11 protein-coding genes are annotated in these 12202 nt (G+C 45.2%); 3 read left to right on the forward strand and 8 right to left on the reverse strand.

The window, feature by feature from the left end; translation table 11 throughout:
- Nucleotides 1–28: 28 nt before the first annotated feature.
- From vsple_RS16690 to coxB, 3 genes are read right to left on the reverse strand one after another with little or no spacing between them, the layout of a single operon-like run.
- A complete protein-coding gene (locus tag vsple_RS16690) occupies nt 29–634 on the reverse strand; it encodes a cytochrome c oxidase assembly protein (protein ID WP_261883932.1) in 606 nt (201 codons plus the stop codon).
- A gap of 7 nt (nt 635–641) precedes the next feature.
- Nucleotides 642–2288: a cytochrome c oxidase subunit I gene (gene ctaD / locus vsple_RS16695; protein WP_150868644.1), complete on the reverse strand. Its 1647-nt coding sequence runs from the start codon at nt 2286–2288 to the stop codon at nt 642–644.
- Nucleotides 2285–3460: a cytochrome c oxidase subunit II gene (gene coxB / locus vsple_RS16700; protein ID WP_476723332.1), complete on the reverse strand. Its 1176-nt coding sequence runs from the start codon at nt 3458–3460 to the stop codon at nt 2285–2287. Before coxB ends, ctaD begins: the two co-directional genes overlap by 4 nt.
- 437 nt (nt 3461–3897) lie before the next feature.
- Between coxB and vsple_RS16705 the strand changes: the two genes are divergently transcribed.
- Nucleotides 3898–5604 (forward strand): phospho-sugar mutase, encoded by a 1707-nt coding sequence (locus vsple_RS16705; RefSeq protein ID WP_261884044.1) that lies wholly within the window; start codon nt 3898–3900, stop codon nt 5602–5604.
- A gap of 109 nt (nt 5605–5713) precedes the next feature.
- Here the strand turns inward: vsple_RS16705 and vsple_RS16710 are convergent, their stop codons facing one another.
- The 4 genes from vsple_RS16710 to yegD form a co-directional block, all read right to left on the reverse strand.
- Nucleotides 5714–6343, reverse strand: a complete 630-nt coding sequence (locus tag vsple_RS16710; protein WP_261883934.1) for a LysE family translocator — start codon at nt 6341–6343, stop codon at nt 5714–5716.
- 226 nt (nt 6344–6569) lie between these two features.
- A complete protein-coding gene (locus vsple_RS16715) occupies nt 6570–7202 on the reverse strand; it encodes a fumarylacetoacetate hydrolase family protein (RefSeq protein WP_261883935.1) in 633 nt (210 codons plus the stop codon).
- 259 nt (nt 7203–7461) lie between these two features.
- Complete coding sequence (locus vsple_RS16720; protein ID WP_261883936.1) at nt 7462–8526, reverse strand: porin; 1065 nt, start codon at nt 8524–8526, stop codon at nt 7462–7464.
- A gap of 503 nt (nt 8527–9029) precedes the next feature.
- Nucleotides 9030–10382: a molecular chaperone gene (gene yegD / locus vsple_RS16725; protein ID WP_261883937.1), complete on the reverse strand. Its 1353-nt coding sequence runs from the start codon at nt 10380–10382 to the stop codon at nt 9030–9032.
- Nucleotides 10383–10518: 136 nt separating this feature from the next.
- Here yegD and vsple_RS16730 point away from each other — a divergent pair, with 136 nt between their 5' ends.
- On the forward strand, nt 10519–10827 hold the full coding sequence (locus tag vsple_RS16730) for a DUF1289 domain-containing protein (RefSeq protein WP_261883938.1): 309 nt from the start codon (nt 10519–10521) through the stop codon (nt 10825–10827).
- Between the two features lie 78 nt (nt 10828–10905).
- Here the strand turns inward: vsple_RS16730 and vsple_RS16735 are convergent, their stop codons facing one another.
- A complete protein-coding gene (locus tag vsple_RS16735; RefSeq protein ID WP_255232497.1) occupies nt 10906–11250 on the reverse strand; it encodes a HopJ type III effector protein in 345 nt (114 codons plus the stop codon).
- Nucleotides 11251–11495: 245 nt separating this feature from the next.
- On the opposite strand from vsple_RS16735, the gene vsple_RS16740 reads away from it, so the two are divergent.
- A complete protein-coding gene (locus tag vsple_RS16740) occupies nt 11496–12155 on the forward strand; it encodes a PilZ domain-containing protein (RefSeq protein WP_261883939.1) in 660 nt (219 codons plus the stop codon).
- The last annotated feature ends 47 nt before the right edge of the window (nt 12156–12202 follow it).

The following is a 12202-nucleotide window of genomic DNA, read 5'->3' on the forward strand; positions in this document are numbered from 1 at the left end:
TTTTGTTGATACAGGTTCTTGCGACGGCTCAGTTTTTCGCGACTACATCCTGCTCTGATGACGTCCCATTAGTAATGTTAAATAAGGTATAAGAGAGTGTGAGTGTGTGAATAGAATCTGGGATATTAGGCTCGATATAGAATATTAGCCCCATCTCGGTACTCTGCTTAGCGTTCAGCGGTTGCTGATTAAAGCAAAAACACTCCATTTTATTAAAGTAAGTGGCACCATTGCCCGGAGACACCGACGGCACCGCTTGACCAACCAAATTCAGCCCAGACATATTGGTGGCGATGTAGTTAGTCTGAATGACTTCGCCAGGGTGAACATCAAGCACTCGCTTCTCTGGCTCAAATTGCCACGGCATATCCGGCTTTATGTGCGACATAAACTCTACCCTTACAGTGCGACTGTAATCGGGCTGCATACCTTGAGGCTGAACTGCAGACACAGTATTAGTCTTGCCATTGATACCCAAAGCTTCACACATCACGTCGTACAGAGGCACCAAAGCAAACCCAAAGCCAAACATACCAATCACACTCAATACCAAATAGGCCGTCAGTTTCTTGGTTGACCGCTTGGTAGTGTTATTTTGAGCTTGTGTATGTTCGTTTCGCGATTGTTTGTTCATACTCACCTCAATCCACTTTCGGTGGGTGTGTAAAGGTATGATGCGGTGCCGGACTTGGGACAGTCCACTCTAACCCTTCCGCTCTCTCCCAAGGTTTGCTCTCTGCTGGCTCTCCACCTTTGATGCATTTGATGACCAGCCATAGGAAAATCAATTGCGATAAACCGAAAGCAAAACCACCAATCGATACCACCTGATTCACATCAGCAAACTGAATCGCATAGTCAGGAATACGACGTGGCATCCCTGCTAAACCAAGGAAATGCATTGGGAAGAACAGAACATTCACGGAAATAACCGACGTCCAGAAGTGCCACAAACTCAATTTGTGGTCATACATGTTGCCCGTCCATTTGGGCAGCCAATAGTACGCTGCCGCCATGATGGAGAACACCGCGCCAGTCACCAGAACATAATGAAAGTGCGCGACCACAAAGTAGGTATCGTGATATTGGAAGTCTGCCGGAACAATCGCCAGCATCAATCCAGAGAAGCCACCGATCGTGAAGAGCACTATAAAGGCGATAGCAAATAGCATCGGGGTTTCAAAGGTCAGCGCCCCTCGCCACATGGTCGCTACCCAGTTAAAGACCTTCACACCTGTGGGCACCGCAATCAGCATAGTGCAATACATAAAGAACAGCTCGGCGAAGACTGGCATCCCGGTAGTGAACATATGGTGTGCCCATACCAAGAAAGACAAGATTGCAATACTGCACGTTGCATAAACCATTGAGTGGTAGCCAAATAAACGCTTACCACTGAAAGCCGGAATAATCGCAGAAACGATACCAAACGATGGCAAGATCATGATGTACACCTCTGGGTGCCCAAAGAACCAGAAGATGTGTTGGAACATCACAGGGTCTCCCCCACCAGCCGCATCAAAGAAGCTCGTCCCGAAGTACTTATCGGTTAGCACCATAGTTACTGCGCCTGCAAGTACCGGCATCACCGCGATTAACAAAAACGCAGTAATCAACCATGTCCAAACGAACATTGGCAGCTTGAACCAAGTCATACCCGGCGCTCGCATATTGACGATGGTAACAATGACGTTGATAGCGCCCATGATCGAGCTGATACCCATGATATGGACGGAGAAAACAAACAGCGCCGTACTATCAGGCCCATAAGTTGTCGATAGAGGCGCGTAGAAAGTCCAACCAAAGCTCGGTCCACCGCCTTCAGTAAACAATGATCCAATTAAAATGAGGAAAGCAAAAGGAAGGATCCAAAAACTGAGATTGTTCATACGAGGCAGAGCCATATCTGGCGCACCGATCATCATCGGTATCATCCAGTTAGCAAGGCCAGTAAACGCGGGCATAACAGCACCAAACACCATGATCAACCCATGTACGGTTGTCATCTGATTGAAAAAATCAGGCTCGACCAGCTGCAGCCCAGGCTGAAACAGTTCAGCTCGGATGACCATGGCCATCGCGCCACCCGTCAGGAACATGGCAAAACTGAACCATAGATAGAGTGTGCCTATATCTTTATGATTAGTGGAGTAGAGCCAGCGAGCCCAGCCCTTAGGCGCTTCGTGATGGTCATGCTCAGGCACGTCGATTAGGTCATCAGCAGTATGACTGGCCGCTAAATCTTCAGCCGGAGCAGACTTCACCGGCTTGTTAATTGGTGAACTCATATCGCCTCCTTGCTATTCGGCGTTGCATTCGAGTTGGTGGCTGCATCCTCACCCCCACCTTCAACTTGCTGCTTGTAAGTGTTGATGTCTGATGCTTGAACAACGTCACCCGTATCGTTACCCCATGCATTTCTTTGGTAGGTAATCACAGCGGCGATCTCTTTTTCTGTGAGTTGGTTGTCAAAAGCCTGCATCGCGGTTCCAGAACGGCCATAGACGATAACATCGATGTGTTCCGATACATCTCCAAGTGCCACTGGACTGCCCTTAATCGCAGGGAACGCACCCGGAATCCCCTCGCCGTTTGCTTGGTGACAAACAGCGCAGCGAGATGCATAAACTTGCTCACCAATCGCATTCAATTCTTCTAAAGAAAGTGACGCATCTAATGCTTCCTTCGCAGCTTGAGCCTCAGCAATCGCAAGCACTTTCTGATCAGCCAGCCACACATCGAATTCATCTTCTTCCATGGCTTGAACTACAATCGGCATAAAGCCGTGAGCACGACCACATAACTCGGCACATTGACCACGATAAACACCGGGCTCATCTATTTTTGTCCAAGCTTCGTTGATAAAGCCCGGAATGGTGTCTTTTTTCACTGCAAATGCTGGCACCCACCAGGAGTGAATCACATCGTCCGAGGTCATTAAGAATCGGACTTTACGATTGATCGGCAGCACGAGTGGTTTGTCTACCTCGAGCAAATAGTGCGCGCCTTTCGTTTCAATACCTTCTATCTCTTTGTCACTGGTCGCCAGTAAGCTGAAATACTCGACATCTTCCCCGAAATAGCTGTAGTGCCACTTCCACTGCGAACCCGTAATCTTGACTGTGAGATCCGATTGAGAGGTATCTTCCATCGCAATCAAGGTTTTAGTGGCAGGGATCGCCATTGCGATAAGGATAATGATAGGAATGATGGTCCAGATGATTTCTACTTTGGTGCTCTCGTGAAAATGGGCGGCAACGGCTCCCTTCGATTTCCTATGCCTCAATATCGAATAAAACATGACACCAAACACAACAAAAGCGATCGCACAACATATGTAGAAGATCAGCATGTGCAGCTCGTAGACTTTGCCACTGATCTCCGTTACCCCTTGCGTCATGTTGTACTCGCTCGTTGCTTGAGCAAGCGGGACCATTAGCAGTGAAGCACCACTGACCATTAGCAGTACATACCTCAGAAATAATCGTTTCAAAAGATCTCTCCTCTATCCATCCGTATTGGATATGTGCGAGCTATCAAACGGCAACCGCCGTCTAAAAAATGAAAGACTTGGAAAAAACCGACAAACAACCTTTACAAGCAGGTTGCTAACACCGTTCTACGACCCGTTAACAGCCACGAGCAAACTCGATAAAAGGTTCAAAAACAGCGAAGTTGTTACTTTTTGTTATATTTATGTAAAAGGCTAGTTATCGATACTCAAATATTCAAGGTCATATGAGTTACAAAATGCTCAATTATTTAATTTGTGCCTTAACAAAAAAATCGAACCTTTATCACTGTTTGCACAAGTTTTACGATTGCCTTCAAGGTAATGCGAATGAATATCAATTAGATTGATTGCAACGCCGATTTAAAACGAGAAGGTTAATGAATATGCAAGATGCCATGAACTGGTTGGCGCGAGACCCAGATCCAAGAACTCGCGAAGAACTTCAACAACTGATTGACGAGAAGAATCACGATGAAATTGATGATCGATTCAGTCAAAGACTGGAGTTTGGTACAGCGGGGTTACGCGGCAAAGTGGGTTGCGGCCCTAACAGAATGAATCGTTTGGTGATTCAAGAAACAGCAACAGGTTTAGGCCACTACTTAGCTGACCATGTCCCGCAAGCACTGCAGCGTGGCGTTGTTATTGGTTATGATGGACGACTGGATTCAAAGCAGTTTGCTGCCGATACTGCATCTGTTTTGTGCGCGCTTGGCTTTAAGGTTTACCTGACGAGTAAAGTAGCAGCAACGCCTATCGTCGCCTTTGGTATTGAACGTTTTGGGGCGGCAGCGGGTATCGTTGTTACCGCAAGTCACAATCCACCGGAGTATAATGGCTTCAAAGTGTACTGGGAGAATGGTGCACAAATCATCCCACCGCACGACAGTGGTATTGCTGCAGAAATCGATATCGCAGCAACCAAACCCATCCCGCTAATGAGCTTGAGTGATGCAGAGAAAGAAGAGAAGCTGGTTTGGCTAACAGAAGAGTACTACCAAGCTTATCGACAAGCTGTAAATCAAGCGTCTTTCGTCAGCAAACAAGGTTCCGATCTAGAAACAGTTATCGCCTACACCGCGATGCACGGCGTCGGTGCACAAATGGCAGAAGACCTTCTCCACGACAATGGGTTCCATAGGGTCTTCAGTGTTGCTGAACAACGTGAACCGGATGGGCATTTCCCAACAGTTAATTTCCCTAACCCAGAAGAGAAAGGGGCTATGGATCTGGTTGTCCAATTAGCAGAGAGTGTCGACGCAGACATCGCTTGCGCTAACGACCCAGATGCAGACAGATTTGCCGTGGCGGTTAAGCTTCCTGACGGTGGCTACAAGATGCTGACAGGTGACCAAGTTGGTGTACTCTTCGCACACTATTTGTCAGCCAAAGCACGCACGAAAACGCAACTGATTGGGAACAGTATCGTCTCTTCAACCCTGCTAGAAAAAGTCGCAAACTCGAACGGAGCGAAATACTTCCAAACCTTAACAGGCTTCAAATGGCTGACTAACGTCGGTATGCAGTTAGAAGATGAACACAATGAATTTCTGTTTGCCTATGAAGAGGCACTTGGCTACACCATAGGGACTTTAGTCCGCGATAAGGATGGCTTGTCCGCTCTGGTAGTATTTGCTCAACTCGTTGAGGAGCTCAAATCACAAGGCAAAACCGTGTGGGATCTGCTGGCTGATATCTACATGCAACACGGCCTTTATACTAATGCTCAGCGCAGCATTGCGCTTGACCCAACCGCCCCTTCGATTGGCTCTAAATTGAGAAGCCAGCAGCCAACCTCCATCAATGGGATTGCGATAAGAGTTATTGAAGATCTTCAATCATCTATACGTGTTACGGTTGGTGGCGCTACGGAAGCGATCAACCTCCCTGCAAGTGATGTCCTTATTTATCACCTTGAAGATGGTTCCCGTATTATTGTTCGACCTTCAGGCACAGAACCTAAAGTGAAGGTGTACTATGAAACGGTCACTGCTTATGAGCAGGGTGAAAGCTACTCTGAAGCGATTCAACGTGGTGAGGCATATATGAGCCAGCTTATCGAACAGCATCAGAGCGAACTCAACCAATAGTGCTTTGAAGCCCGCGTGTTAGAGAGAAATGAGACTCTCGGTCACTGCTATTTCGATACAAAAATGGACGCTTGAGCGTCCATTTTTATTCCATTGAATTGATTTTCGCTTAACCAAAAAATGAGGAAAGCATCCACAGTGACAAGATCACAAACACACCACCCATCACTTTTTGCTGATACGTTCTAAACTTCGCATTTTCCAGCAATGGTTTACCCAAAGTTCCTGCCAACGCAACCAGCAAGAAATTAAAGGTTAAACCTAATAAGTTAAGCAGCAAGCCTAACACCAGCATTTGTTCACCCGATGTCGCTTCAATGTTAGTTGAAACGAACTGAGGGAGAAACATCACAAAAAACACCAATGCTTTTGGATTGAGCAAATTACTGATCAACGCTCTTTGGTAGTACGCTTTAGCTGCCGAATTATCACTCAGCGCAGGAGCATCACCTTGATCAGAGCGAAGACAGTCCCATCCCATTTTGAGCAGATAAGCTCCGCCTAACAGATGCAATGCTTTTAGAGCAAGCGGGCTCATTGCTATCAACGCCGATACGCCCATCGCCGCTAAAACAGTAAGAATGATCCCTGAAGTCGCGTTACCTAAACTCGCAAACAAGCCTACTTTGCGCCCGTAGCTCATACTAGAGCTGGCGATCAGTAACATGTCAGGGCCAGGAAGAAGAAGCAGTGCAACAACGGCAGTTAAGTAAACAGGAAGTATGGCTAAATCGATCATTAAATTGTGCGTTGATATAAAAAAGACGGCGAATTTTATACCAACCAGACAGTTTACACTAGATGCAATTTACTGAAACATTGCTAATTTGACGAATAAAAAACCACTACAAAGCAATTAATCAACCTAACCCTCTAGTCTAGCTCCGGTAACTGGAAAGACATTCGTTTTCGGCAACCCTAAATTCAGAGTCACTGATTCATTCGATATCTTACTTAGCTATCCGTTACTTAGCCACCCACTCTATCTCGACCAAAGTCTGCTCACCACATTTCAAGCGCCCCAAAAATAGGTCACCCTGATGAACCTCACCCACACCTTTTGGCGTGCCGGTCATAACCACATCACCATCAAGCAGCGTGGTGTACGAACTCAGCTCCTCAAGGATAGTTTGCGGTGGATAAAGCATCTGTGAAACGTGCCCTTTCTGAACTCGAACGCAGTTAATAAAGAGTTCTAAGTGAAGGTCCGATAAATTCAGTCCTTCTGTCGAGACAAAACGGCTGAGCACAGCAGAACCATCGAATGCTTTAGCTCGCTCCCAAGGCAAACCCTTCCCTTTGAGGTAGCTCTGCAACTCGCGCTTAGTCAAGTCCAGACCTAAACCGACAGCAACATATCGCCCTTGCTCGACAATAAAACAGATCTCCGCTTCATAGTGAAGCGCTTCTTGATGGAAAGAGGTTAAGGTCGAGGTCACACAGGTACTTGGTTTATTAAAGACCACCATATGTTCAGGAATGGCGTTGTTCAACTCTTCAATGTGATCAACATAGTTACGACCTACGCAAAGAACTTTGCTTGGTGCTGCGGTAATTTTGGAGTCCTGCCACTGCGGTTCTACGTGAGTGTTGCTCATTGTCTTTCCTTGACCATTAATCGAGCAAAGAGTTTAACTGATCAATGATTGAGAATCTTTGACAACCTAACACCTTGTTTCAAATATCTGATCTTTAGCGCAGTCTAGATAGGATGGATAGAAGAGAAGTTTTTGGAATACAAAATAAAGCAGCCCCTTCAAACCTTTCGGTTAAAAGGGGCCTAGCCAGTGTTTAGGACAGTATCCTAAGAGGGGAAATACTCTTGGGAGTAAACACTATGCTAAATTATGGTTTGGCTTATAGGTAGTAACGAGCACCAAGTAGCCACTGGTCATCAGCTTTTGCTTTGTAAGTACCAGAGCCTTGTAGATCGAACTGGTAGCCAGCAAAACCAACGAACTGAGACGTGAAGTTGTATTCAGCTTGTACAGCAGTTGTGCTAAATACAGTTTCGTTTAGCTTCTCGTCTTCTACCGCTTCGTAGTTAACGCTTAGGTTTAGGCTGTTAGATAGCGCGTAAGCCGCAAGTAGTTCAACCGCAGTTGTCTCTTCTAAAGGACCCGCAGAAGTCTTGTTCATGTAGTTGTTCATTGCGTAAACACCAGCTAGGTATAGACCTGAACCGTATGAGCCGTAAGTTGCACTTACAACGTTAGAATCTGCAGTCTTTGAACCAGAGATGCCTTCAAAGTTCACGTCACCAGTGTTGTATGCGTAGTTCACTGAGAAATCAGCGATGTTGTAGTTTAGAGCGATTTGAGCGCGGTTGCCGTACTCGTTATCTAAAGTAACAGCGTCGCCGTATTTAACTGAGTCAGCTTTGCGACCTTGCCATGCAACACCAAGACCTAGTGAACCAGCATCACCAAAATCTAGTGCGTTAGAGTAGCTAACCATCTCTTCACCACGACCTGTACCTAGGTTACCGTGATCGTCGTAGATGAAGTCGTTTGCAAATGCGATTGGCATATCTGCAACACCCGCTACGCTGTAATATGGTGCCCACTGAGTACCAACAGCTGCGCGACCAAAGTCATCATGAGTTAGACCAACGTAACCAAGACGAGTAGAAAATGCATTATCGCCACCGTCAAGCATGTTAAGCGCCCACTCACCTTTAGCGTCAGCAGTAAAGCCATTGCCTAGATCGTGAGTTGCATTGAAGTTGATGCGTGGAGATACAGTTTCAACGCCAATATCGTCGCTGCCGATGCGATCGCCACTGTTTACGTCGCCAACAGCAACTGATACGTGACCACCAACAGAGAATGTTGTGCCATCTTCGTTGTAAAGTTCTACTGCAACTGCCTGAGTACCAAATACAGCGCCAGAAACAGCAAGCGCTAAAAGTTTCTTATTCATTGTCATGTCCATTTGTAACTTAAGGGTGTTTACTCACTAACAACCTCTAGATAAAACCCGAAGTTGTTACCTTCATTTAACAAGTGAGGCAACCGTAAGCGATGAATGACAAAAAAGTTGCATTAAAATATATAAAATAAAACAAAGAGAACTATAGAAAACAAAAAAACATTTAAAAACAACACATTAAAAAGAAAAACAACCCGAAGAGCTAAAAAACATTTATAGTTATAAAAATACATATGCGACTTGAAATTCATTAATATTAAATAAAAAGTCACAATAAATTTTACGCTGTCAACCTCACTTTCCACCGAGAAATACTTAGTAACATTATGTAACATGACGAATTTTTTAGCGGCACGTAATTTATTGGCTCACTATATCAATCAAAAGTGACTACCATGTTTGAATATCAACCAGAAGCAATACAACGCGAATAAAAAAAGCAACCTCTGGTAAAGGTTGCTTTTTCGCTCTCAATCCGACTAGTTTTTTGTCGCTTATTTAAAGCAGGTCTCTGCCCAACGCGCTAGCCCTGCAGTAACAGAACCAAAGTAGTTACCACATACAAGGGGTACATTCGGCACGGCTTGTTCTACGGCTTGACGAAGAATCGGAGAGCGTGCAGAACCACCTGTCATGTAGATAACGTCTGGCCTTTTCTGCCCTTGTTGTATCGCTTCCTTAACCAATTCAATCATCTTGGCTTTTGGTGCATCAATTGCTTCAACCATTTGTTGAACTGAGATATCCACTTCAACCAATTCAGACGCGACCTGAATTGCAGTTCGATACTCACTACTGTTGGCAAGGGCAATCTTTGCTTCTTCGGCACGCCTTACAATGCTGTAGCCTAAGGTGTCGTGATACACACGCATTAATCTATCCAGCTTTGCTGGCTCAGCCGCCTCTTTGCGCAACAATTTCAAAGAAGAAAGATTTTCTCGAGAATAGAAGTTCTTCTGAGCCTCAACATTGTTGATCGCAATTGGGTTCCAGAACTGCGTTAATGGCATATCGATCCCTGAGATACTTTTACTCGTCATCCCAAAAGGGTGCATCAAACGTTTAAAGGCAAGATAGATATCTAAATCATTCCCCCCCACTCGTTGACCGCTATGAGCCAACAAACTTGCACTTCGATCCGCGTTTCCAGCCCATGTCGGCCCCATTTCAAGCAGTGAACAGTCGGTAGTACCGCCACCAATATCGACCACAAGAACGGTTTGGTTCTGAGTGAGCGTACTTTCGTATTCAAGCCCTGCCGCCACGGGTTCAAACTGAAAGGCGATATCTGAGAAACCCGCACGCATAGCCGCTCGAGTTAGAATACGCTCAGCTTGTTGGTTCGCCTCTTCACCACCACGGCCATGAAAGTTGATTGGACGGCCGATAACCGCTTGTTCAATCGCACACTGCGTAGAGCGTTCAGCTTGTTGTTTAATGTTCGCCATCATGGCGCACACCAAATCCTCAAAAAAACTTACTTGAACGTCATGTAAACCGCTCGCGCCCAAAAACGACTTGGGGGACTTTACGTAGTAGACATCTCGAGGGTCTTCAAGATACAAGTCCAGCGCTGCCTGCCCAAACGCCATATCTTCCGGCACCAAGTCAATACTCTCCTCGCGGTTAGCCGCAATCGCACGACGCAGTACCTGCTCGCCAATCGCATCACTTGGTTTGATGTTTAGGTGACGGAACAAATGTTCAGAGACACTCTCGCGTGTTGGGGCGAAAACCGTCGAGGGAATATAGTGGTTGTCACCTTCAAGAGGCAATAGGCGAGGTGCCCCCTCGATCATTGCAGCAACTGAGCAGTTTGCCGTTCCATAGTCAAATCCGATGAACATCAATCATATCCCCCAAGCTAGAAAAGGGGCGAGATGCTACCTGAAATGCCTTTCGATCGCTAGGTTAAACAGAACTATTCTTAACTTCTATGCTCAGTATGTTACATTGCCACGCAAATGGCTCAGGAATTAAAAAATGAAAACACCTTGTATCGCAGCTTGTAAAAATAATGGCGGTATTTGCGGCGGCTGCCATCGCACCATCAATGAGATCATCGGCTGGAAAAACCTTTCCGATGAACAAAGAGAGCAAGTGATGCAGAACCTTTCGGCTGAAGGGGCAACACACCAATGTCCTCAGTGTAACGAAACAGCGCAATGCGATATCAGCGCGGGTAAAGAGACATGTTGGTGTTTTGAACTAGAGAAGAGAGATACAAGCAGTGTGACCAAGCAAGGCTTATGTATGTGTCGCAAATGTCTCTCTGCATTACCTATCGAGTGACATCAAGCATGACTTATCTATATGACAAGAGGGCCCAATGCGCCCTCTTGTTTTTTGTCTCAATCGAATAGTAAATTGCTATTTTTTAGCCAATGCTGGTGCGGAAAAACGAATACCCTGCCAACCATGTTTAATAAAATTACGAATGTTTTGGTGATCATCGTTTTCAGGAAACTCAAGAACATCATGACGGTAGTACTGACCAAAGCAGGTCAAGGTTTGCTGCTCAGATAGCCCTTCCAATTGACCAAACGCAAAGATTTTACACGAGCCGTTGTTCTGCCCGGCTGCATTCACCACATCTCCGTTGGCAAATTCACGTTCTGTGAACAAGTAGCCATTTTCAATAACTTGCATTGTATCTTCAAACTGAACGCTTTCTGGCTCGTTGTCTAGTTTAGCCAAAAAAGTTGATAGTTCCATTGCTCTTTTCTCCATTTAAATCATTCTTTGGCAGTGTACCGAGTTTGATTGCAGCTGCAAGATGACAGCGTCCAGTTGAGCATAAAATAAACACAGTTTTCTGAACTTGCTGACTTACGCGTAAAACCATATGACCTGATTTTCGGTATCTAAATATCATCAATTAATATAATGAAACTAATGACATAAAACGATCAGAGCGTTATATTGCTTCAATAATTGTTTAACACTGCTTATATGGAAATATGCCAAAAGATACCAACCAAGAACTGTTTAGATATCTGAAATCAGGCACACGTACGGCAGGTGTCCTTGAATTTGGCCCACAAGATTCTATCCAAGTAAGTACTCTTTATATCGGTCACAAGGAAGATCAATACTTGGTGCTTGAGTTGTCTCAAAAATCGACCGAAGCTTTAACCCTCAGAAAACTAAATAATGTTGATATTATTATTAGAGCAATTACTGACACTGAGTTAGGCCATATTGTGGCCTTTAAGACCAGTATTATCTCCCATATCACTCAGCCAGCTCATCTCATTTTTCTGAGACCACCTTCCAACTTCGCAACGAAACCAATTCGCGAACATGAGCGCTATAAGATAAACCTTAGCTGTGAAGTCTCCCTCGATACACTAAATCTTGATGCTACGCTTATCGATTTTTCTATTTCCGGATGTGGCGTGTACGTATCGCAGCAATCCGACATCAATATTGATATGAAGATTAAAGTATCCTCAATATTAGATGAACACCTACCAGAGAGCTTGGTGTATAAAGTAGTGAGTAAAAAGCGGCATGGTCAAGGTTGGCTTCTTGGCATTAAATTCCCAGATCATCTTGATCTCGACGAAGAGCTAAAAAAGCTTTTACTAGAGTTGGCGTTCAATGCAGGCAACCTCTAACGTAATTTGTGATAAAAAAGGCGCATAATGCGCCTTTCTTCTTATTC

The organism is Vibrio pelagius (genome assembly GCF_024347575.1).
GTDB lineage: Bacteria > Pseudomonadota > Gammaproteobacteria > Enterobacterales > Vibrionaceae > Vibrio > Vibrio pelagius.

What these genes read in the sequence shown, in the direction of transcription:
- vsple_RS16690 (WP_261883932.1), bottom strand. Translation starts at nt 634, where the DNA reads ATGAACAAACAATCGCGAAACGAACATACACAAGCTCAAAATAACACT.
- ctaD (WP_150868644.1), bottom strand. Translation starts at nt 2,288, where the DNA reads ATGAGTTCACCAATTAACAAGCCGGTGAAGTCTGCTCCGGCTGAAGAT.
- coxB (WP_476723332.1), bottom strand. Translation starts at nt 3,460, where the DNA reads ATGGTCAGTGGTGCTTCACTGCTAATGGTCCCGCTTGCTCAAGCAACG.
- vsple_RS16705 (WP_261884044.1), top strand. Translation starts at nt 3,898, where the DNA reads ATGCAAGATGCCATGAACTGGTTGGCGCGAGACCCAGATCCAAGAACT.
- vsple_RS16710 (WP_261883934.1), bottom strand. Translation starts at nt 6,343, where the DNA reads ATGATCGATTTAGCCATACTTCCTGTTTACTTAACTGCCGTTGTTGCA.
- vsple_RS16715 (WP_261883935.1), bottom strand. Translation starts at nt 7,202, where the DNA reads ATGAGCAACACTCACGTAGAACCGCAGTGGCAGGACTCCAAAATTACC.
- vsple_RS16720 (WP_261883936.1), bottom strand. Translation starts at nt 8,526, where the DNA reads ATGAATAAGAAACTTTTAGCGCTTGCTGTTTCTGGCGCTGTATTTGGT.
- yegD (WP_261883937.1), bottom strand. Translation starts at nt 10,382, where the DNA reads ATGTTCATCGGATTTGACTATGGAACGGCAAACTGCTCAGTTGCTGCA.
- vsple_RS16730 (WP_261883938.1), top strand. Translation starts at nt 10,519, where the DNA reads ATGAAAACACCTTGTATCGCAGCTTGTAAAAATAATGGCGGTATTTGC.
- vsple_RS16735 (WP_255232497.1), bottom strand. Translation starts at nt 11,250, where the DNA reads ATGGAACTATCAACTTTTTTGGCTAAACTAGACAACGAGCCAGAAAGC.
- vsple_RS16740 (WP_261883939.1), top strand. Translation starts at nt 11,496, where the DNA reads ATGCCAAAAGATACCAACCAAGAACTGTTTAGATATCTGAAATCAGGC.